The organism is Streptomyces sp. NPDC005811 (genome assembly GCF_040630405.1).
In the GTDB taxonomy this organism is placed as follows: Bacteria; Actinomycetota; Actinomycetes; order Streptomycetales; family Streptomycetaceae; genus Streptomyces.
Genome location: NZ_JBEXXK010000002.1, coordinates 326,460 through 347,587, shown reverse-complemented (window position 1 = coordinate 347,587; position 21,128 = coordinate 326,460). Strand labels below are relative to the sequence as shown.

General features: G+C 71.9%; 22 protein-coding genes and 1 pseudogene. 12 read left to right on the top strand and 11 right to left on the bottom strand.

Going from position 1 to position 21,128, the window contains the following annotated elements:
• Positions 1–201 precede the first annotated feature (201 nt).
• Positions 202–1,137, bottom strand: a complete 936-nt coding sequence (locus tag ABZ490_RS03585) for a M56 family metallopeptidase (protein ID WP_358983561.1) — start codon at positions 1,135–1,137, stop codon at positions 202–204.
• Between the two features lie 93 nt (positions 1,138–1,230).
• Entirely contained in the window at positions 1,231–1,824 is a 594-nt protein-coding gene (locus ABZ490_RS03580; protein ID WP_358983559.1) for a DUF5134 domain-containing protein, read from the bottom strand.
• A gap of 176 nt (positions 1,825–2,000) precedes the next feature.
• Between ABZ490_RS03580 and ABZ490_RS03575 the strand changes: the two genes are divergently transcribed.
• On the top strand, positions 2,001–3,908 hold the full coding sequence (locus tag ABZ490_RS03575) for an FUSC family protein (protein ID WP_358983557.1): 1,908 nt from the start codon (positions 2,001–2,003) through the stop codon (positions 3,906–3,908).
• A complete protein-coding gene (locus ABZ490_RS03570; RefSeq protein WP_358983555.1) occupies positions 3,905–4,450 on the top strand; it encodes a MarR family transcriptional regulator in 546 nt (181 codons plus the stop codon). The genes ABZ490_RS03575 and ABZ490_RS03570 overlap by 4 nt, the downstream gene beginning before the upstream one ends.
• Positions 4,451–4,480: 30 nt before the next feature.
• Here ABZ490_RS03570 and ABZ490_RS03565 read toward each other — a convergent pair whose 3' ends face one another.
• Complete coding sequence (locus tag ABZ490_RS03565; protein WP_358983553.1) at positions 4,481–5,245, bottom strand: VOC family protein; 765 nt, start codon at positions 5,243–5,245, stop codon at positions 4,481–4,483.
• Positions 5,246–5,346: 101 nt separating this feature from the next.
• The gene (locus ABZ490_RS03560) at positions 5,347–5,739 is read right to left on the bottom strand and encodes a VOC family protein (RefSeq protein WP_358983551.1); all 393 of its coding nucleotides are present in this window, start codon (positions 5,737–5,739) and stop codon (positions 5,347–5,349) included.
• A gap of 110 nt (positions 5,740–5,849) precedes the next feature.
• Here ABZ490_RS03560 and ABZ490_RS03555 point away from each other — a divergent pair, with 110 nt between their 5' ends.
• Positions 5,850–6,398 (top strand): GNAT family N-acetyltransferase, encoded by a 549-nt coding sequence (locus tag ABZ490_RS03555; protein WP_358983549.1) that lies wholly within the window; start codon positions 5,850–5,852, stop codon positions 6,396–6,398.
• Positions 6,399–6,443: 45 nt separating this feature from the next.
• On the opposite strand, the gene ABZ490_RS03550 is transcribed toward ABZ490_RS03555, so the two are convergent.
• On the bottom strand, positions 6,444–7,127 hold the full coding sequence (locus tag ABZ490_RS03550) for a glycerophosphodiester phosphodiesterase family protein (RefSeq protein WP_358983547.1): 684 nt from the start codon (positions 7,125–7,127) through the stop codon (positions 6,444–6,446).
• A 259-nt stretch (positions 7,128–7,386) separates the two neighbouring features.
• On the opposite strand from ABZ490_RS03550, the gene ABZ490_RS03545 reads away from it, so the two are divergent.
• The 4 genes from ABZ490_RS03545 to ABZ490_RS03530 all read left to right on the top strand — a co-directional run bounded on the left by ABZ490_RS03545 (position 7,387) and on the right by ABZ490_RS03530 (position 11,318).
• The gene (locus ABZ490_RS03545) at positions 7,387–8,784 is read left to right on the top strand and encodes a DUF6421 family protein (protein WP_358983545.1); all 1,398 of its coding nucleotides are present in this window, start codon (positions 7,387–7,389) and stop codon (positions 8,782–8,784) included.
• A gap of 35 nt (positions 8,785–8,819) precedes the next feature.
• Positions 8,820–9,566 carry an SDR family NAD(P)-dependent oxidoreductase gene (locus ABZ490_RS03540; protein ID WP_358983543.1) on the top strand — a complete coding sequence of 249 codons (747 nt, stop codon included), beginning with the start codon at positions 8,820–8,822 and terminating at the stop codon, positions 9,564–9,566.
• Positions 9,563–10,633 (top strand): low specificity L-threonine aldolase, encoded by a 1,071-nt coding sequence (locus tag ABZ490_RS03535; protein ID WP_358983541.1) that lies wholly within the window; start codon positions 9,563–9,565, stop codon positions 10,631–10,633. The genes ABZ490_RS03540 and ABZ490_RS03535 overlap by 4 nt, the downstream gene beginning before the upstream one ends.
• 88 nt (positions 10,634–10,721) lie before the next feature.
• On the top strand, positions 10,722–11,318 hold the full coding sequence (locus ABZ490_RS03530; RefSeq protein ID WP_358983539.1) for a transglutaminase family protein: 597 nt from the start codon (positions 10,722–10,724) through the stop codon (positions 11,316–11,318).
• Between the two features lie 18 nt (positions 11,319–11,336).
• Here ABZ490_RS03530 and ABZ490_RS03525 read toward each other — a convergent pair whose 3' ends face one another.
• Complete coding sequence (locus ABZ490_RS03525) at positions 11,337–12,065, bottom strand: lysophospholipid acyltransferase family protein (protein ID WP_358983537.1); 729 nt, start codon at positions 12,063–12,065, stop codon at positions 11,337–11,339.
• 185 nt (positions 12,066–12,250) lie between these two features.
• On the bottom strand, positions 12,251–12,667 hold the full coding sequence (locus ABZ490_RS03520; protein WP_358983535.1) for a DUF4395 domain-containing protein: 417 nt from the start codon (positions 12,665–12,667) through the stop codon (positions 12,251–12,253).
• A gap of 75 nt (positions 12,668–12,742) precedes the next feature.
• On the opposite strand from ABZ490_RS03520, the gene ABZ490_RS03515 reads away from it, so the two are divergent.
• The 4 genes from ABZ490_RS03515 to ABZ490_RS03500 all read left to right on the top strand — a co-directional run bounded on the left by ABZ490_RS03515 (position 12,743) and on the right by ABZ490_RS03500 (position 15,899).
• Entirely contained in the window at positions 12,743–13,156 is a 414-nt protein-coding gene (locus tag ABZ490_RS03515; protein WP_358983533.1) for a thioredoxin family protein, read from the top strand.
• Between the two features lie 211 nt (positions 13,157–13,367).
• A complete protein-coding gene (locus ABZ490_RS03510) occupies positions 13,368–13,877 on the top strand; it encodes a flavin reductase family protein (RefSeq protein WP_358983531.1) in 510 nt (169 codons plus the stop codon).
• Positions 13,878–14,095: 218 nt separating this feature from the next.
• Positions 14,096–14,884, top strand: coding sequence for an electron transfer flavoprotein subunit beta/FixA family protein (locus ABZ490_RS03505; RefSeq protein ID WP_358983529.1), 789 nt, complete (start codon positions 14,096–14,098; stop codon positions 14,882–14,884).
• Positions 14,885–14,936: 52 nt separating this feature from the next.
• Positions 14,937–15,899, top strand: a complete 963-nt coding sequence (locus tag ABZ490_RS03500) for an electron transfer flavoprotein subunit alpha/FixB family protein (RefSeq protein WP_358983527.1) — start codon at positions 14,937–14,939, stop codon at positions 15,897–15,899.
• Between the two features lie 64 nt (positions 15,900–15,963).
• On the opposite strand, the gene ABZ490_RS03495 is transcribed toward ABZ490_RS03500, so the two are convergent.
• The gene (locus ABZ490_RS03495) at positions 15,964–16,881 is read right to left on the bottom strand and encodes an endonuclease/exonuclease/phosphatase family protein (protein WP_358983525.1); all 918 of its coding nucleotides are present in this window, start codon (positions 16,879–16,881) and stop codon (positions 15,964–15,966) included.
• Between the two features lie 253 nt (positions 16,882–17,134).
• Between ABZ490_RS03495 and ABZ490_RS03490 the strand changes: the two genes are divergently transcribed.
• Positions 17,135–18,439, top strand: coding sequence for an aldolase/citrate lyase family protein (locus ABZ490_RS03490; RefSeq protein ID WP_358983523.1), 1,305 nt, complete (start codon positions 17,135–17,137; stop codon positions 18,437–18,439).
• A gap of 25 nt (positions 18,440–18,464) precedes the next feature.
• Here ABZ490_RS03490 and ABZ490_RS03485 read toward each other — a convergent pair.
• From ABZ490_RS03485 to ABZ490_RS03475, 3 genes and pseudogenes are all read right to left on the bottom strand, one after another.
• A pseudogene (locus ABZ490_RS03485) lies at positions 18,465–18,758 on the bottom strand (VOC family protein); the annotation flags it as partial.
• 112 nt (positions 18,759–18,870) lie between these two features.
• Entirely contained in the window at positions 18,871–20,265 is a 1,395-nt protein-coding gene (locus tag ABZ490_RS03480) for an FG-GAP and VCBS repeat-containing protein (protein ID WP_358983521.1), read from the bottom strand.
• A 110-nt stretch (positions 20,266–20,375) separates the two neighbouring features.
• Positions 20,376–21,113: a hypothetical protein gene (locus ABZ490_RS03475; protein ID WP_358983519.1), complete on the bottom strand. Its 738-nt coding sequence runs from the start codon at positions 21,111–21,113 to the stop codon at positions 20,376–20,378.
• Between the last annotated feature and the right edge of the window lie 15 nt (positions 21,114–21,128).

Here is a 21,128-nt window from a genome sequence, read left to right as displayed (position 1 = left end):
GGTGTCGTGGAGCAGGCCCTGAGGGTTTCCCCGGGGCGGCATCGAGGTGATCGAGGTGATCGGGGTGATCGAGGTGTACGGGCCGACGCGCGCCGTCCGTGTCTCGCGCCGCCCCGCCCGCGCCCGCCCTCGGTCCGTCGCCCCGCCCCCGCCCGCGCCCGCCCTCGGTCCGCCGCCCCGCCCGCGCCCGCGGCCCCGCCCTCAGCCCATTGCCCTCAGCCCCGGCACCAGCGCCACCAGCACCGGGATCACCGGCACCAGCGAGGCCGCCGCCGTCAGACGCAGTCTGCGGGCGGGGGAGAGCCGGTCCGCCGGGGTGAGGAGCCGGTGCACCCGCTGCGGGACATGGGCCTGCGGGGTGGGGGAGGGGCCGAACACCCCGCGGTCCTCGTTGAGTTCGACCAGCGCCAGCGCGGTGGTCAGCCGGCCGAACCGCCGGGACGCCATGTCGTCGGCGGCCAGTTCCACCAGCCGGTGCATCTCGTCGCGGAACGCCGCGAACACCGGCACCTGCGGAAACCCGGTGGCCAGCGCGGACGACGAGTGCAGCAGCCAGTGGTGCCGGGCCTGCGCGTGCCCCTGCTCGTGGGCGAGCAGAGCGTCCAGCTGACGCCCCTTCAGGCGCTGCAACGCGGCCGTGGTGACGACGAGTCGGGGCGCCGCACCCGGCAGCCACCAGGCGTCGGGCCGCTCGCCCTCCAGGACGACGAGACGTCCCGCCGCCGGTTCCTCGCCCGGCAACAGCGGTGCGCGCAACCGCAGTTCGGCCCGGCGTGCCCGGCTGCGGGCCCGGGCGCGCGCCACCTCCCGTACGAGCATCGCCCCGCTCCACAGGCCTGCGCAGGCCAGCGCCACCGCGGTGGCCGCCGCCCAAGGGCCGGTCGAACCGAGGGCGTAGGCATCCACGACCGCCCGTGGCGCCGGCGCGAAGACATGACCGCGTACCGCCTGCCAGGCCGCCGCCGCACTGAGCGTCATCGACAGCGCACAGCACAGCAGGACCGCCGCCACCACACACTGCCACGCCCACAGCGCGACCACCGGTTCGCGGTCCGGCCAGTCGGCCCGGGCGAGCAGCCGGGGCGCTCCGACCGCGGTCAGGGCGCCGAGCAGCAGCAGGACCGCGGGGACCATCATGGACAGCACCCTATGAGCGGCGCACCGCTCAGGGGTACGGCTTGTCCCGGCAAAGTGACGCAGGCCACGGCCGAGTTGGGGTTCGGCACGGCCTCACATGGCCAGAAGCATCGCCAGCATGCCGATGCCCATCGACAGCCGGCACGCCCGCGCCAGCTCGGGACGGTCGCTCCAGCCGACGGCACCCCCGGCGGACGCGGAGGCCCGACCCGCCCCACCGGTCCCGCCGGCCACGGCCGTCCCCGTCAGCGGCAGCAGCCGCACCCCCGAGAGGAGGACGTACCCGGCGAAGTACAGCAGCAGCACGCCCGTGAGGAACGGGACGCCCGAGGCGGCCGCGCCGTGGGCGTGCGCGTGGGGCGGCGACAGGGCCATCGCGACCGCCATGTAGACCATCGCCGAGGTGCCGACCAGATGATGCAGATGGTGGGTGTGCGCCCGCGCCGCCCACAGGGCCCGCAACGCGGCCGCGCCGAACACCGCCGCGTAGGCGGGCCAGGCCCACGGGGGCGGGGTGAACACCGACGGCGGCACCGCCATCACCGCCATCCCGAACCCCATGAGCGCCTCGCCCCCGGCGGCTCTGCGCTGCTCCTCCACACGGCTGCGCATCCGCAGCAGACAGTAGGCACCGGTCGCCGCACACAGCGTGACCAGCAGCCAGCCGGGCGAAGTCGGTCCGTGCACGCGCACCTCCCCGCTCGTCGGTCGCGTCGAGAGATGCGATGCCCACGGCACGCGGCGCGCACGCGGCGCAACGATGTACACGGGGAGCATTCGAGGGAGCACACCGGGTGAGCGCTTGCCCGCCGCATATGGCGCATAAGTCGTTCACGAGTAAAACACATGCTAAATTGATGAGCATGCCCGGATCCCGCCTCCCGCTGGCCGGCGTGCTGCGCCTCGGCCGTCCCTCCGACATCTGGTTCAAGCCCGCCCTGAGCGTCGTCGCCGCGGTCGCCCCGCCGAACCTGATCCTGCTGGCGCTCGGCCGGCTCGACCTGGCGGCCTACACGATGGCGGGCTCCCTGTGCGCCCTCTACGCCCACAACCGCCCCTACGCCGCCCGCGCCCGGGTCCTCGCCCTGGTCGTCCTGGGCATGACCGGCGGCCTGGCCCTGGCGCTCCTGGCGGCCTCGCTCACCGCGGACCCGGTCCTGCTGGTCACCGTCGGCGCGCTGCTGGCCGCCGCCCAGAAGGCGCTCTGCGACGCGACCCGCCTCGGACCGCCCGCCAACGTCGTCCTCACCTTCGTCAGCTCCGCCGCGCTGTTCACCCCGCAGACCCTCGGCCAGGTCCCCGGCCATCTCGGCCTGGCACTGGCCGCGGGCGCCTGGGCCTGGCTGATCGGCATGGCGCCGGGCCTGCTGCGCCCGCACGGCCCGGAACGCCGGGCCACCGCCCACGCCCTGCGCACGACCGCCACATACGTCGCCGCCCACACGACCGCGTCCCAGACGACCGGCTCCCACACGACCGCGTCCTACAAGACCGGCTCCCACACGACCGCGTCCCACACGACCGCGTCCTACAAGACCGGCTCCCACAGGACCGGCTCCCACACGACCGCATCCCACGGCACCGCGCCCGACGCGACCGGCTCCCGTACGGCCGGTGCGCAGACGGCGGGTACGTACACCGTGGGAGCGCAAGCCGTGGGGACCCGCGCCGCGCCGCCGCCCGGCTCCGCCGAGAGCCGCGCCCGCGCCACCGCTGCCGCCGCCGTCCAAGCGGCCTGGCAGACCCTGCTCGCCGCCCGCACCCCGGGCCCGAGGCCCGCCGGCCGCCGCCGGGACGCCCACCGCGCCCTGGAACGGCTCCTCGTCCGGGCCGAGACCGCCCTCGCCGCGCCCGCCGACACCGACCCGGAACGCCTGCGGACCTGGGCCGGCGCCCTGCGCGGAACCGGCCCCGTCCCACGCCCCGACGACCTCCCCGACGACGACGAACTCCTCGGCATCGACGCCGAACTCGCCTCCGGCCCACCGTCGTCGTGGCGAAGGCTGGGCCCGCTCGCCCCCCTCGCGGCCCGCACCGCCCTCGGCTGCGCCCTCGCCGGATACGCCTCCCTCGCCCTCGGCGTCGGCCGCCCCTACTGGGCCCTCGTCACCGCCGCCTCCCTCTACCAGGCGAACGTCACCCTCACCTGGAACCGCGCCGTCCAGCGCGTCGTCGGCAATCTCGCCGGCGTCCTCGCCTTCGCCGTGCTCGTCCCCCTCGCCCACCTCCACCAGGCGGCCCTGGTCCTGGTCTGCCTCGCCCTGAACTTCGGCGCGGAGGCGCTGATCAGCCGCAACTACTGGCTCGGCAGCGTCTGCGTGACCCCGATGGCCCTGCTCATCACCGAGTTCGCCCACTACCAGGACGCGGGCCGGCTGATCACCGAGCGGCTGGTGGACACCCTCGTCGGCGCGGCCGTCGGCTTCGTCGCCGCGGTCGCCGTCACCAACCGCCGCTCCGGCGACCGCCTGGAGCAGTCGCTGACGGCCGTGTCGGAGGCCCGTGACCGCGCCGCACACCTCCTGGCACAGCCGCAGCCCGCCCCCGCCGCGTCCCTGGAATCCGCCCGCCGCGCCCTCGCCGCCGCGCTGGTGGACCTGCGGGCCACCGCCGACACCGCGTCCGGCGAGTGGCGGCGACGCGCCCTGCCCGAGGACCGGGTGATGGCGGCCGAGCGGTCCGGACACCGTACGCTCGCCGCGACGGTACGGCACCGGGGCCTGCCCCCGGGCCGGGACGCGACCACGAGAGCGGAGGGCGTACGGCGATGACGGCGACGCGGGGACCAGCGGCGGCCGGGGACGGGGCGGGGAGGGACACCGTCGCGGCGGTGGTGGGGCAGTGGCAGGCGGTGCGGCCCGACCTCGACACCGGACCCATGGAGATCATCGGCCGCGTCAACCGCTGCGCCGCCCTGCTCCAGCAGGCCGAGGACGCGCCCCTGCGCCGGGCGGGCCTGAGCCGCCCCGAGTTCGACCTGCTCGGCGCACTGCGCCGCACCGGCCATGAACTGACCCCCGGCGACCTGGCCCGCGAGACCTTCTCCTCCGGGGCGGCCGTCACCAAACGCCTCAAGCAGCTCACCGAACGCGGCCTGGTGGAACGCCGGGGCGACACCCGCGACCGCCGCGTCGCCCACCTGAGCCTCACCGACGCCGGCCGCGACCTCGTCGACGCCGTCCTCCCCGAGCAACTCGCCTACGAGCGGGCCGTACTGTCCGCCCTCGACGACGACCGCCAGGGCGAACTGGCCGGGCTGCTCGGTGAGTTGCTGAGCCGTCTGGAAGGGCACATGAGGACGGTCCGGGCCTGAGACGTCAACGGGGCTGGCGGATGACGGAGTTCACCTCTCGTCCCCGGCCCGGTACACCCCGAACACCGCGCCCTGCGGATCCCGCAGTACGGCGATCCGCGGACCGTCGGGCACCGACGTGGGCTCCATCAGCGCGGTGCCGCCCGCCGCCGTCGCCGTGGCGGCGGAGGCGTCCACGTCGGCCACCGCGAAGTACGGCAGCCAGTGCGGCGGCACCTCGGGCGGGAACTTCTCGTCCATCCTGATCATGCCGCCGAAGTCGGCGCCGCCGACCCCCCACTGCAGATAGTTCTCCGACGAGCTCACGGTCCAGCCGAAGACGGTGGTGTAGAAGGTCTCCGCCCGGTCCGGGTCGCGGGTCAGCAGCTCGACCCAGCCGAGCGAACCGGGCGCGTTGAACAGCCCGGCCCCCGGGAAGGCCCGCGCCTGCCAGAGCTGGAACGCGGCCCCGCCCGGATCGAGGGCGACCACGAAACGGCCCACGTCGAAGACGTCCATCGGGCCGACCAGCACCTTGCCGCCGGCCTCGGTGACCAGCCGGGCGCTGACATCGGCGTCGGTCACCGCGAACGACACGTTCCAGGCGCACGGCTGCGCCTTCTGGTAGAGGGGGGTCAGTGCGGCGACGGCCGCCTCGCCGAGGTGCGCGACGGTGTAGCCGCCGGCCTCCTGCCGGGGATCCGTCTCCGCCCGCCAGCCGAACAGCTCCGCGTAGAACCGCTTCGCCGCCTCCGGATCACTGGTCCCCAGCTCGGCCCAGCAGGGCCCGCCGGGCACCGGCGCGTCGAGCTTCATGACGTTCCCTCCAGAAAACTTCCAGAAACCAGAAACCAGAAAAGGGGACCCCTCCAGCACGCTAAGCCCGCCCTGCCCGCCCGGCATCCGCTCACCGGCCCTCAGATCCCGGGCCGGTACCTGATCGGATGATCCGCCGGCACCTCCACCACCACGATCGGGGTCCCGTCCGGATCCTCGATCCACATCTCCACCAGCCCCCACGGCTCCTTCACCGGCGCCCGCACGACAGCGACCCCCTTCGCCCGCAGTTCCTCGTACGCCGCCGTCACGTCCGCGACCTGCAACCACAGCCGTACGGCGGGGTCCGGCGGTGTCTGCGAGCGCCCCGAGAGCTCCAGGAAACCGCCGCCGAGGAAGTAGACGACGCCGCGCTCCGGCCCCGTACCGAACTCGCGGTAGACCCCGAGGCCGAGCTGCTCGCCGTAGAAGACACGCGAGCGCTCGGGGTCGGTGGGGCGGAGGAGGACCCTACTGCTGAGTACATGCACCATGCGTCGGGAGCCTAGTGTCAGGTCGCCCGCCGAGCGGCCGGACGGGCCCGGGACGGGTGGGGATACCCTCGTCCGAGTCCCAGCCGTGCCACACACCGGAGACCGCCCGCATGGACACCGCCGCCACCGCCGCCACCGCCCCCACCTTCCGTGACGCCACCGACGCCGACGTGGACGAGCTGGTCGCGCTGGTCGAGTCGGCCTACCGCGGGGAGTCCAGCCGGGCGGGCTGGACCACGGAGGCGGACATCCTCCAGGGACAGCGCACCGACCCCCAGGGGGTCCTGGAGATCATCGGGTCGGCCGGCGGGCGGGTGCTCACGGTCGAGCAGGACGGCCGGATCGTCGCCTGCTGCCAGCTCGAACACCGCGGCGAGCACGCCTACTTCGGCATGTTCGCGGTCAGCCCCACGGCCCAGGGCGGCGGCCTCGGCCGGCTCGTCCTCGCCGAGGCCGAGCGGCAGGCCCGCGAGATCTGGGGCGCCACCGAGATGCACATGACGGTGATCTCCGTACGCGACGACCTCATCGCCTGGTACGAGCGCCGCGGCTACCGCCGCACCGGACGGATGACGCCCTTCCCCTACGGCGACGAGCGCTTCGGCATCCCGCAGCGCGACGACCTCCAGTTCGAGCTGCTCGTCAAGCCGCTGTCCTGACGCCCCCAAGCGGCGAAGGCGCCCGTCACGCGGTGAGGACACCCGTCACGCCGTGAAGCGCCCCGTGCGCCTGATCTCCGGGTAGTCGGTGGTCGCGCCGTCCAGCTCGAGCGCGCGCACCAGCCGCAGCTGGTACTGGGTGTTGACGACCCAGCCGATGATCCGCAGATCCCGTCTGCGGGCCTCCTCGACGATCTCCAGGGTGAGGCGTCGCAGATTCAGGCACACGGTCGCGGCCCCGGCGTCCGCGGCCCGGGAAACGATGTCGAGGCCGAAGCGGCTGCCGATCAGAGCGGTGCGCACTCCGGGCACCAGCCGGGCCATCTCGGCCACCGCCTCGTCGTGGAACGAGGACACCTCCACCCGGCCCACCAGATCCCGCTCGCGGAGCACCTCGGCCAGCGCCCGCGCCGCCTGCACGTCCTTGATCTCGGCCTGGAGCGGCAGCGTCACGGCGTCCAGGACCTCCTCGAACACCGGCACCCGTTCCCCGCGCCCCGCGTCCAGGGTCTTCAGCTCCGCGAGCGTCTGATCGGCGATGGGGCCCGTCCCGTCGGTCGTACGGTCCACGTCCGGATCGTGCATGACCACCAGGGCGCCGTCCTTGCTCAGATGCAGATCGAGTTCGATCGCATCGAGGCCGGCCTCCTCGGCGGCGACGAACGAGCGGAGGGTGTTCTCGGGCTCGACCCCCATGACACCGCGATGACCGATGGTGACGAAGTTCAAGACGGGACTCGCTTCCGTCGACGAGCGGGTGCGCAGATCCGCAGCCTAGTGGCCCGGGCTCGTCATGGACACGTGTAGACGCGGGTGATCGTCCTGTCTACCCACTCTGAGCGGAACCAAGCACTCCTCCGGTGTTGGACAGGAAAAACTCACGTGAAACTGCGAGTGCGCAGGATAATTTCCGGTGACCCCACTTGCTGAGGTAAACCTCGTATGCATACGGTGTCCATACGCGAGGTTCTCCCGTGGAGGATGGGATATGACGGAAATTCTTGTGCAGGCGGCGACGGGGGAGCGGGTTCCTCCCGGCACCAGGGTGGTGGAGCACCCGGCGTGGCCCGTGCTCAAGGATGCCGTGGAGCGGATCCGCCCCTGGCAGTCCAAGGACGGATCGATCGATTTCACGGCCGTCGACGCCCCCGAGCGCCCCGAGGCCGAGCGGGCCGTGCGGGACGTGATCGACGCGGTCGAGAAGCTGTCCCCGCTGCTCCCGCACGACGCCGACTACCACCGGGCCCTGATGAAGGACCTGCACCGCTGGGCCGAGGGCGGCTTCGAGGTGCCGGACTTCCTCGACTCGCTGCTGGCCTTCCAGCCCGCCGCGAACCGCGCCGACGGCCTCCAGCACCTGGTCGTCTTCCCGATGTACACGCAGAACGGCAACCCGGACCGCAACCTCGAGGCGGTCGTGCTGCGCATGGTCTGGCCCGACTGGCTGGCCGAGCTGGAGCGCACCCGCTACGACAACCCGCTGTTCTGCGGCATCAAGTTCGAGGACTTCACCTCCGGCTACGACACCAACTCGGCCGTGCTCTTCCCGGAGACCATCGCCGTCCGCGAGGCGCCGGAACGTTTCTCCTGGGGTGGGATCTTCTGCGACCGCGAGGCCGCCCGCTTCCGCCGGGTCACCGACGCCGCCGTCGGCATCCTGGGCCTGGAGCTCCCCGAGGACATCGCCGCCATGGTCCACGACCAGAAGCGCTGCGAGGAGGCCTTCGTCCTGTGGGACATGGTCCACGACCGCACCCACAGCCACGGCGACCTGCCCTTCGACCCCTTCATGATCAAGCAGCGGCAGCCGTTCTGGATGTACGGCCTGGAGGAGCTGCGCTGTGACCTCACCGCCTTCAAGGAGGCCGTGAAGCTCGAGGCCGACGGTGTCCCGCAGGCCCGTGACGTGCAGTACGCGGTCCTCTTCGACCGCATGTTCCGCTTCCCGGTCACCGGCGAGCGCGTCCGCAACTACGACGGCCTCGGCGGCCAGCTCCTCTTCGCCTACCTGCACCGGCACGATGTCATCCGCTGGACCGACAACAAGCTGCACATCGACTGGCAGCGCGCCCCGCAGGTCACCAACGAGCTGTGCGCCGAGATCGAGAAGCTGTACCGCGACGGCATCGACCGCCCCAAGCTGGTCCACTGGTTCGCCGGCTACGAGCTGGTCTCCACCTACCTCTCCCCGCACCCGGGCTCCCGCTGGGCCAAGGGCCCCGACGCCCTGGATCTCTCGCAGCCGCCGCGCAAACTCGTGGATGACGTGCTTCCCGACGAGTTTCCGCTGAGCATGTTCTATGAGGCACTGTCCAAGAAGCTCAAGAACGTGATCGCCTCGACCAAGGGCATTCGCGCGGACGGCGCCGAGAGGGTCGCCGCGTGAGCGACCGTACGGACACCGCTCAGCAGGAGGCAAGGATGGGGAACGGCGCTCTCAACGGTGCGGTGATCGCGGTGGCCGGCGCGGGAGGACCCGCCGGCCGTGCGGCACTGCTGCGGCTCGCCCGCGCGGGCGCGACCGTCGTCGGCTCGGACAACGACCCCGAGCGCCTGGCGGAGGCCGTCGACCACGCCCGCTACGAGGCCGGCGGCGCCACCGTCACCGGCGACACCGTCGACCTGCTCGACCTGAACTCCACCCGTGACTGGGCGAACCGCGTGGAGAAGGACTTCGGCCGCATCGACGGACTGGTCCATCTCGTCGGCGGCTGGCGCGGCAGCGAGACGTTCGTCAAGACCAGCCTGGACGACTGGGACTTCCTCGAACTGCTGCTCGTCAAGACCGTGCAGCACACGTCACTGGCGTTCTTCGAGGGCCTCCAGCGCAGCGAGCACGGACGGTACGTGCTGATCAGCGCGGCCGGCGCCTCGAACCCCACGGCGGGCAACGCCGCCTACGCCGCCGCCAAGGCCGCCGCCGAGGCCTGGACCCTCGCCCTCGCGGACGCCTTCCACAAGGCCGGGGGTGCCGCGGGACCGACCTCCGCGGCTGCCATCCTGGTGGTGAAGGCGCTGGTGCACGACGCGATGCGTGCCGACCGGCCCAACGCGAAGTTCGCCGGATTCACCGACGTCACGGACCTCGCCGAGGCGATCGCCGGCGTCTGGGAGAAGCCCGCACCCGAAGTGAACGGACAGCGTCTGTGGCTCACAGAGAAGCCGTGAACCCCCCGAAGACCGACGCCCGTCGCCATCACGACCCGGAGGTCCGCGGTTTCGCCAGCGACAACTACGCCGGGGCCCACCCGGAGGTGATGGCCGCCCTGGCCCTGGCCAACGGCGGCCATCAGGTCGCCTACGGCGAGGACGACTACACGGAGAACCTCCAGCGGATCGTCCGCGGCCACTTCGGGGCCACGGCCGAGGCGTTCCCGGTCTTCAACGGCACCGGCGCCAACGTCGTCGCGCTCCAGGCCGTCACCGACCGCTGGGGAGCGGTGATCTGCGCCGAGAGCGCCCATATCAACGTGGACGAGGGCGGTGCTCCGGAGCGGATGGGCGGCCTGAAGCTGCTCACCGTCGCCACGCCCGACGGCAAGCTCACCCCCGAGCTGATCGACCGGCAGGCCTGGGGCTGGGAGGACGAGCACCGCGCGATGCCGCAGGTCGTCTCGATCACCCAGAGCACGGAGCTCGGCACCCTCTACACCCCGGACGAGATCCGCGCGATCTGCGACCACGCCCACGCCCACGGCATGAAGGTGCACCTGGACGGCTCCCGCATAGCCAACGCGGCCGCCTCCCTGGACGTCCCGATGCGGACCTTCACCAACGCGGTCGGCGTCGACATCCTCTCCCTCGGCGGGACGAAGAACGGCGCGCTGTTCGGCGAGGCCGTCGTCGTGATCAACCAGGACGCCGTCCGCCGCATGAAGCATCTGCGCAAGCTGTCCATGCAGCTCGCCTCCAAGATGCGGTTCGTCTCGGTGCAACTGGAAGCACTGCTCGCGAAGGACCTGTGGCTGCGCAACGCCCGGCACGCCAACGAGATGGCCCAGCGGCTCGCCGAGGGCGTGCGCGCGGTGCACGGGGTGGAGATCCTCCACCCGGTCCAGGCCAACGGCGTGTTCGCCCGGCTGCCGCACGAGGTGAGCGTGCGGCTCCAGAAGCGGTTCCGCTTCTACTTCTGGGACGAGGCCGCGGGAGTCGTGCGCTGGATGTGCGCCTTCGACACCACCGAGGAGGACGTGGACGCGTTCGTCGCGGCGGTCAAGGAGGAGATGGCGCACTGACGCCGGCCCGGCAGGGCTCCTGCATAGATATGCGGTCACCCGAAAAGTCATTGACGGTCGGGTGGCCGCGTTCCTATGCTCTCCGATCATGGAGCTGATCCAGGAGAACCCCGACCTGTCCGCCTATCTGGCCGCCGACGAGGTCATCGACCACCATCACCCGCTCGTCCGGGAAACCGCCGCACGGCTCGCCGAGGACGCCATGGACTCGTATGCCTATGCACGCCTGGCCTTCGAGTTCGTGCGCGACACCATTCCCCACTCGTACGACTCGGGGGATCCGCGCGTCACCTGGCGCGCCTCCGACGTGCTGGAGCAGGGCACGGGCATCTGCTACGCCAAGGCCCACGCGCTCACCGCGCTGCTGCGGGCCGAGGACATCCCCACCGCGCTGTGCTACCAGCGCCTCGCGCACGACGCCGGCACGGGGCACTGTGTGCACGGACTGGTCGCCGTGCGCTTCCACGGCGCATGGCACCGCCAGGACCCGCGCGGCAACAAACCGGGGGTGGACGCGCGGTTCTCCCTGGACGGCGAACAGCTCGCCTTCCTCCCGGACGGGGAGGCGGGCGAGCTGGACTATCCGACGCTGTACGCGGCACCGCACCCGGCGGTCCTGGACGCGCTCAGGGCCGCCCCGGACCGGCCGTACCTCTGGCGGACGCTCCCGGCCGGGCTGGCCTGAGGCGCCCCCCGGCCGGCGTCAGTGCGCCTCGGCCTCGCGGACCTGCTCCGGCGTCGGCGCCGTACCGCCCAGATGCGCCGGCATCCACCAGGTGTCGTTCGCGTCCTTCGGGCGGACCGGATAGGCGCGCTGGGCGGCCTCCAGCAGCTCCTGCACCCGCTCGCGCAGCTGGCGGGTGATCGCGCCCGCGTACTTGTCCTTGGACGCCTCGATCGCCTCGCCGACGCGGATGGTGATCGGGGTGTGGCTGCGCTTGAAGTTGCGCGGGTGGCCCTTCGTCCACAGCCGCTGCGTCCCCCACACGGCCATCGGGATCAGCGGGACGCCCGCCTCCTGCGCGAGCCGCGCCGCACCCGACTTGAAGCTCTTCAGCGTGAACGACTGGGAGATCGTCGCCTCGGGGAACACCCCGACGATCTCGCCCGAGCGCAGCGAGGCCAGCGCGTGCTGGTAGGCCGCCTCGCCCTGGTTGCGGTCCACCGGGATGTGCTTCATCCCGCGCATCAGCGGACCGGAGATCTTGTGGCGGAACACCGACTCCTTCGCCATGAAACGAACGAGACGTTTCTGCGGGAGCGCGGCCAGGCCGTCGAAGATGAAGTCGAGGTAACTGATGTGATTGCTCACCAGCACGGCACCGCCCGAGCGCGGGATGTTCTCCGACCCCTTGCAGTCGATCTTGAGATCCCAGGCCTTGAACAACGTCAGGGCGAGGCCGACAGCGGGACGGTAGACAAGCTCTGCCATGGGCGGCGCGGACCCTTCCTTCTGCCCGGAAAGGGGTTCCCCTTCGGGCAAAGTTACGCTGCCGTAGGTTTACGGCATCTCGCAGATCGTGCCCGAAGAACGGCCGGGGGGCCAGTCCCCGTGCCCCACGACGACGAGATCCTCGTCACTCAGCCCGTGATCCACCTCGGTCTTTTAAGCCGCCTTTACTGCGCGCGCACCGCCACACGCCGCACGAGCAGGTACAACTCGCAGCCCAGGCAGTACCCGAAAGCGGCATTGAGGAAGGCGGCCGCGAGCGCCGCGCCGGTCGCCGCGAGCCCCAGCCAGCCGGGGCCCAGCGTCAGGCCCACCAGTCCCACGGCGGCGAAGACCAGCCCCACCGCCTGCGCGAACCGCGGCGGCTCCGGCGACTCGAACTCCGTCGGCGGTCCGATCCGCGGCCGTACGATCCTGCGGAACGCCCAGCCGTACGGCGAACGCCCCACCCCGCCCGCGGCGCCCAGGGCGAACGCCAGCGTCTGCCAGGCCAGCAGCCACACACTGCCGGTCACCAGCACGGCCGCCAGTACTACGGTCGTGACGGCGGCCCCGAGGCGCGGGCCCCTCACATCGATGTCCATGGAGCGAGCATTCCTCAGAAGAAACGATTCTTGGTGCGGGGAATCTTTGCAGTCTCATGAACGCTGGAGCAGCTGGTGACCGGACTGGTGGTGTGCGTGGCGGTGCTCGCGGCGGCGAGCGCCTACGGAGTGCTGCAGCGGCGGCGGAACGGGAGGGTGCGGGTGCGCGGGCGCGACGACGGAAAGCTGCTCGATGCCGACCGGCTCGGCGGCGCACTGGGGGAGCGGGCCACCCTCGTGCAGTTCTCCAGCGCCTTCTGCGCCCCCTGCCGGGCCACCCGCAGGGTCCTCGGCGAAGTCGCGGACATGGTGCCCGGCGTCACCCACATCGAGATCGACGCCGAGGCGCACCTGGACCTCGTCCGCGAGCTCGACATCCTCAAGACGCCGACCGTCCTGGTCCTCGACGCCGACGGCCGCATCGTCCGGCGCGCCACCGGGCAGCCCCGCCGGGCCGACGTCATCGCCGCCCTGGGAGAGGCCGTGTGACCTGCCGCCGGGTGAGGGTGAGGCAGCTTTCAGATTGCGGAACGTACTTGACTGGGCACGCCACCTATCGTCAGCCTGACCCCATGCCAGAGGAACTCCTTCTCCACGGGCGGGTCCACGTCGACCTGGTCCGTACCGCGAGCGCGCGCTGTCCGGGCCGTTGACCGCCCCCGGACCCTCCCGCCGCTCCCTCCAGAAGGACGACAACTCCATGACGGCCTCGCCCGACCTCGGTACCGCCCGGCTCGCCTCTCCCGACCTCCTGCGCTCCGTCTTCCGCCGGCATGCCGCGGGAGTCGCCGTGATCACCGCTCCGGGCGCCTCCGGCCCGGTCGGCTTCACCGCCACCTCCCTCACCTCCGTCTCCGCCGAACCCCCGATGCTCTCCTTCGGCGTCGGCACGGGCGCCTCCAGCTGGCCCGCGATATCCGGGGCGGAGCACGTGGGAGTGCATCTGCTCGGCGAGCACCAGCAGGAGCTGGCCGCCACCTTCGCCCGCAGCGGCGCCGACCGCTTCGCCGCGCCCACCGCCTGGCGCGAGGGCCCCGAAGGTGTTCCCGTCCTCGACGACGTCCTCGCGTGGCTGGTGTGCCGCGTCGTCGCGCGCGTCCCCGCCGGGGACCACCGGATCGTGCTGGCCGAGGTCGTCCTCGGCGATCCGGCGGGCGCGGGCCGGCCGTTGCTCTACCACCAGGGCCGGTTCACCGCTCTGCGGGATTGATCACTGCCCGGCTCTCCTGCGAAGCCGTCGAGTTCCGGTTACGCTGCGTTGCAGAGGTCACAGTTCAAAGCGCTTGCTTAGCGGGCAGGAACTGGGTGTACTGACGAGTAATATTTCGTTCGGAGCGCAGGCCGCCCCGATCGGGATCGGCCGCTTGTGGCGCCTATGCTGCCTGAAAGAAGGCAGCCGAGAACTGACGATGCAGTAGGAGAGCCGGCGTGAGCTTGAGGATCGTTGTCACTGTGAAGTACGTGCCCGACGCCACTGGCGACCGGCACTTCGCCGATGACCTGACCGTCGACCGGGACGACGTGGACGGTCTGCTCTCCGAGCTCGACGAGTACGCCGTCGAACAGGCGCTGCAGATCTCCGAGAACTCCGACGACGACGTGGAGATCACCGTTCTCACGGTGGGCCCCGAGGACGCCAAGGACGCGCTGCGCAAGGCGCTGTCGATGGGCGCGGACAAGGCGATCCACGTCGAGGACGACGACCTCCACGGCACCGACGCCATCGGCACCTCCCTCGTGCTGGCCAAGGCCATCGAGAAGGCCGGCTACGACCTGGTGATCTCCGGCATGGCCTCCACCGACGGCACCGCCGGCATCGTCCCGGCCCTGCTCGCCGAGCGCCTGGGCGTCCCGCAGGTCACCCTGCTCTCCGAGGTCTCCGTCGAGGACGGCACGGTCAAGGGCCGCCGCGACGGCGACGCCGCGAGCGAGCAGCTTCAGGCCTCCCTCCCGGCGGTCGTGTCCGTCACCGACCAGTCCGGCGAGGCCCGTTACCCGTCCTTCAAGGGCATCATGGCGGCCAAGAAGAAGCCGGTGCAGGCCTGGGACCTGTCCGACCTCGACATCGAGGCGGAGGAGGTCGGCCTCGAGGGCGCCTGGACCAAGGTCGAGGACGCCGCCGCGCGCCCGGCCCGCACCGCCGGCACGATCGTCAAGGACGAGGGCGAGGGCGGCAAGCAGCTCGCCGAGTACCTCGCGAGCCAGAAGTTCATCTAAGGCTCGACACGCCGACCGCCCCCTCAACTTCGTTTCGCAGGAGAGCAATCCCATGGCTGAAGTCCTCGTCTACGTCGACCACGTGGACGGTGCCGTCCGCAAGCCGACCCTGGAGCTGCTGACGCTGGCCCGCCGCATCGGCGAGCCCGTCGCCGTCGCGCTCGGCGCCGGTGCCGAGAACACCGCCGCCGCGCTCGCCGAGCACGGCGCCGTCAAGGTCCTCACGCACGACGCCTCCGAGTACGCCGACTACCTCGTCGTACCGAAGGTGGACGCGCTGCAGGCCGCCGTCGCCGCCGTCTCCCCGGCCGCCGTGCTGGTCCCCTCCTCCGCGGAGGGCAAGGAGATCGCCGCCCGCCTCGCGCTGCGCATCGGCTCCGGCATCATCACCGACGCCGTCGACCTCGAGGCCGGCGACGAGGGCCCGGTGGCCACCCAGTCGGTGTTCGCCGCGTCCTTCACCACCAAGTCCCGCATCGCCAAGGGCACCCCGGTCATCACCGTCAAGCCCAACAGCGCCGCCGTCGAGGCCGCCCCCGCCGCCGGTGCGGTCGAGGCCCTCGCCGTGACCTTCTCCGCCGCCGCGACCGGCACCAAGGTCACCGGCCGCACCCCGCGCGAGTCCACCGGCCGCCCCGAGCTGACCGAGGCCGCGATCGTCGTCTCCGGTGGCCGCGGCGTCAACGGCGCCGAGAACTTCGCGATCATCGAGGCCCTCGCCGACTCCCTCGGCGCGGCCGTCGGCGCCTCCCGCGCCGCGGTGGACGCCGGCTGGTACCCGCACACCAACCAGGTCGGCCAGACCGGCAAGTCCGTCTCGCCGCAGCTCTACATCGCCAACGGCATCTCCGGCGCCATCCAGCACCGCGCCGGCATGCAGACCTCGAAGACCATCGTGGCCGTCAACAAGGACGCCGAGGCCCCGATCTTCGACCTCGTGGACTACGGCATCGTCGGCGACCTCTTCGACGTCGTCCCGCAGCTCACCGAGGAGATCAAGACCCGCAAGGGCTGATCACCCGGCCGGCGCAGTCGCCCGAGGCCCCCGTGACCCCAGCGGTCACGGGGGCCTCGGGCGTTCACTGCAGGCTCACCGACGCCAGCACCGGCAGATGGTCGCTCGGATAGCGGCCGTCCACCGTGAACGGATCGGCCCACGCCCGGTGGACCGTGACATCGGGGGTCGACAGGATCCAGTCGATGCGCTCCCCGTCGGGCTTGAGCGCCTTCCAGCCGTTGAACGTCCCGAACACCGGACCGGTCTCCCGCGCGGTGTCCCAGGTGTCGACGAGTCCGGAGTGCAGCAGCGTGCCGTAGGCCGGGTCCGTGGGGGCGACGGCGTTGAAGTCGCCGGTCAGCAGGACCGGGCGGGAGGGGCCGAGCCCCCTGATCCGTTCGGCGATCAGCTGGGCCGCCCGCACGCGCGCGTACGCGCTGCGGTGGTCGAGGTGCGTGTTGAGGACGTGGAACTCCCGTCCCGGGTCCCGCCGGTCGCGGAAGAGCACCCGGGTCACCAGCCGGGGGAAGGCCGCCCCCCAGGTGTTGGAGCCCGGGACGTTCGGCGTGTCGGAGAGCCGGAAGACATCGTGGGCGAGCGGTTCGAGCCGGCGGACGTCGTAGTAGACCGCCACCGACTCCTCGTCACCGCTGCCCGGGGTGCCGATCCAGTCGTAGTGCGGGCCCAGGTCGGCCCAGACGGCCTGGAGCTGCTTGAACTGCCCCTCCTGGGTGCCCATGACATGCGGTGCGGTCTCCTGCAGCAGTGCCCGCATCACCGGGCGCCGGTGGACCCAGCTGTTGCCGTCCTGGTCGACCGGGACCCGGAGGTTGAAGGTCATGATCCTCAGCGGGGGCACGGACTGCGGCTTCCGGGCCGGTGAGGGGACCGAGCGGCGCGGCTCGGCCGCCCCGACCGCGGCGAACAGCGGGACCGCGACGGCTGCCGAGACCATCGCTCTCAGTCCCGCCCGCCGCGTCGGTCCCGTGATGCCTGTCATGTGTCCCCTCTCGCCTCGTGAGCCAGGATGAAGGTGTGCGGGTCTGTGCGGAAGAGGGGGAAGGTGCGGAAGTGATCACACAGGACGACGGCCCGGTGATCACACAGGACGGCGGTGTGCGCCGGGTGACCAGGGCGTGGACGGGGTGTTGACCCGCCGGAACATCCACGGATAGCTTCGCTCTACGGATTATCGATTCCGGAATGCGGAAACCGTCGTACGGAACAGTGGTACGAAAACAGGAGGCTGTGGGATGGGCCAGGGCCAGCAGGAGACGGTGTCGACGAGCCTCGCGGGCGCCGTCAGCGAGGAGATCAGTGCTTCCCTCGCCCCCGTCGACGCCGAACTCGACCGCCGCTACCCCGGCGACCCCGGCACCCGTCAGCCCGTCCACACCGTCTACGTCCCCGCGGACGCCTTCACCGCCGACACCGTCCGCTCCTGGGGCGACCGCGCCCTCGCCGCCCTCGACGAACACGCCCCCGACGCCGCCTCCTTCGCCGCCTGCCTCGGTCTCCCCGACCACCTCGCCGAACCCGTCCACACGCGCGTACGGGCCAAACTGGAGCGCGAGCCGGTGGAAGACCTGCGCATCGACTTCGAGGACGGCTACGGCCCCCGCCCCGACCCCGAGGAGGACGAGACCGCCGCCCGCGCCGCCCGGCTCGTCGCCGAGGCGTACACGAAGGGCACGGCCGCCCCGTACATGGGCATCCGCATGAAATGCCTGGAGGCCGCCGTCCGCGACCGCGGCATCCGCACCCTCGACATCTTCCTCACCGGCCTGCTGGCGGCCGGCGGCCTCCCCGAGGGCCTGGTGCTGACCCTGCCCAAGGTCACCTACCCCGAGCAGGTCACCGCCATGGTGCGGCTCCTGGAGGCCTTCGAGAAGGCGCACGGACTCGCACCCGGCCGGCTCGGCTTCGAGATCCAGATCGAGACCAGCCAGGCCATCCTCGCCACGGACGGCACCGCGACCGTCGCCCGGATGATCCAGGCCGCCGAGGGCCGCGCCACCGGCCTGCACTACGGCACCTTCGACTACAGCGCCTGCCTCGGCGTCTCCGCCGCGTACCAGGCCAGCGACCACCCGGCCGCCGACCACGCCAAGGCGGTCATGCAGGTCGCCGCGGCAGGCACCGGCGTCCGCGTCTCCGACGGCTCCACCAACGTCCTGCCCGTCGGCCCCACCGCGAAGGTCCACGACGCCTGGCGGCTGCACTACGGCCTCACCCGCCGTGCCCTGGCCCGCGCCTACTACCAGGGCTGGGACATGCACCCCGCCCACATCCCCACCCGCTACGCGGCCGTCTACGCCTTCTACCGGGAGGGATTCGCCCAGGCCGCCGAACGCCTCGCCCGTTACGCGAACCGGGCCGGCGGCGATGTGATGGACGAACCGGCCACCGCCAAGGCCCTCAGCGGCTATCTGCTGCGCGGCCTGGACTGCGGGGCCCTCGACCTCGCCGAGGTGACCGGCGCGACCGGGCTGTCCCGGGCGGCCCTGGAGGGCTTCGCGGCCCCTCGGCGAGGCGATCTGACGGCTTCGGCACCCTGACCGGGACCGGCCGGGCGCCCGGCGCCTACTGCTCGGGGAACGTGTACGGGCGCGTGATGATCTCCATCCCGTGCCCGGCCGGATCCATGAAGTACAGGCCCCGGCCGCCGTGGTGACGGTTGATCTCACCCGGCTGCTTCCCGTGCGGATCCGCGAAGTACGTGATCCCCGCCGCCCGGATCCGGGCGAACGAGGCATCGAACTCCGCGTCCGAGACGAGGAACGCGTAGTGCTGCGTCACGATGGACTCCGCCGGCACGGTGACGAAGTCCAAGGTGACTTTGTTGGCGGTGTCGACGGGGACGAACGGCCCCCATTCCGCAAGGCAATCTCACGGGCACCTCCATGCTTCACCCGGCCGGTGACCGACACGCGATGCCGTACGACGATCTTACCGCCCGCTCCCGATCCGGCCGCGGTCGCGCCCGGGGTCACTGGGGGAAGGTCGGCCACACGCCCAGTGAGGTCACGGCGGTGGTGGTGATGCCGGAGGGCCCGCCCGGCAGGAGCAGGCTCGTCTGCTCGTAGTCGTTGTCGCCGATCACCAGGTCCGCGTCGCCGTCCCGGTCGGTGTCCCGCAGCCGGATGTTCAGCCCGAACCTCTCGTACGCCGTGGGGTCCCCGGGGACTCCGGCGGTGGCGCGGGTGAACCACTGCGAACCGGCGCCGGTCAGGCCCTTCGTCCCGCCGCGCAGGATGTGGACGCCGCCCGCCGAGGCGGCCGAGCCGACCTTCTCCTCCTCCGAGCCGACCGCGAGGTCGGGGTAGCCGTCGCGGTTGGTGTCGCCGGCGGAGAGCGTGCCGCCGAAGCCGTCGTTCTTGGTGGCGGCCGTGGCGACACCCGAAGTGGACTGGGAGAGACGGTACTTGGTGGTGGGGCCGGACGTTCCGCCACGTACGACGACGACCGAGCCGGCGCCGTTGCCGTAGCGGGTGTCGCCGACGGCCAGATCGCCGTAACCGTTCTTGTCGAAGTCCGCGACAACGCCCGTGGGGCTGTAGTCGGGGCCCGTGCTGTTGATCGGCGTGACCTTGGCGGCGGGCTTGACGGTGGTCCCGCCCCGCAGGAACCAGGCGTCCAGGGTCATCTTGCCGTTGCGGTAGCCCTGACCGAGGACGTACAGGTCGGTGGCCTTGTCCTTGGTGACCTTCCCGGCGACCAGCCCGGCGGGTTCGAGGATGTCGGACGAGCTCGCGGGCAGACGGTGCTTGGTGACCTTGCCGGTCGTCCCGGCCTTGGAGAAACCGCCCCGGAAGACGTACGCCGTGTCGAGGCCGTCCACGACCGCCAGGTCCGCCTTGCCGTCACCGTTGAAGTCACCGGTCTCGACGGCCTTGCCGAAGCCCCGTTGCCTGACCGCGCCCACGGGGAGCCGGGTCGCCTTGGTGCCGAGGCCGGACTTCGCACCCCACATGATGGTGACCGCCCCCGCGCCGACCTTCCCGCTCACCTTCTCGGTGAAGTCGGTGACCGCGAGGTCGGCGTAGCCGTCGCGGTCGAGGTCGGCGGCCGCCAGGTCCTCACCGAAGGCGTCCGCGAAGCCGCCGGCGTCCCCGGCGGTCCCGGGAACGCCCGAGCTGTTCTGCGTGAACGTCTTCGTCACGGTGCCGGGACCGGTCGCGGTCCCGTACGTCACGGTGAAGGAACCGCCGAGGGAGGCCTGGGCGTAGTCCCGGTAGCCGTCGCCGTTGAAGTCGTCGGCGTACTTCGCGGGCGCGGCCACCGCCGTCCCGGAGAGGGACAGCAGCCCGCCGCCCGTGAGGGACACGGCGGCGGCGGTCGCGAGAGCGAGCCGGAGCGGACGGGACATCCTGCGCGTGAACATGCGTCTCCTGCGTGCGCACGGGACCGGCCGGGGGCCGATCCCCGTTGATCTTGTGGTGCGGGGTACAGGGGAGACGCACCAGGTGGGAAGAGGGTTGTACGAGCAGGCCGCTAAGACGCACGCAAATGCTCCAGCCCGGAGTGCGTCACCCGGTTCTCCTCCGCGAGCAGTCGTGTGCCACGCTCACAGAGCCGTACGTCGGACCGGGCGCGCGCCACGAACTCCTCCGGTGTCGCACCGAAGAGCCTCCTCAACGCCGTTGACGCGGCGAGGAGTTCGGTGATGAGCGGGCGCTGGCCGGGGTGACTGCGCGGGGAGCCGCGGCCGTTGTCCAGGACGCCGTGCCGATTCACGTACGAGAACACGCCGTCGAGCGGCTCGCCGTTCTCCAGCTCGACCCGGAACCGGGGCGCGGGCAGGGCGACCCGGTCGTAGTTCGGCTCGGTCGCGTCGACGGCGGCGAGCTGCTCGTCGTCCAGCCAGATGACGAACAACTCCCGTGCCGCCCCCGGGGCGTCGACGGGAGAGGCGGACATGTACCCCAGGCGGCTGACATGAGCCGAGACGCCCACGTCGATACCGGTCACCCGGGTCCGCACCATCGGGATCGGCGAGGTGATCCCCAACACGGCCATCTTGTACCGCAGTTGGCCCGGCGAGGCGTTGGAACCGACGGCCAGGACCGGACTGCGGCCGGGATGCGTGAGGCGGTCCAGGGGCAGCAGCAGATCACCGGCGAGCAGACCCGACTCGGGCGGCCACACACCCGGGTAACCGAGCGGATGGTCGCGCGGCGCACGAGCCAGACCCAGCGCCTCCAGCGTGCGGTGGTCCCGGCGTCCGTCCATCTGAGCCCAGTCTGC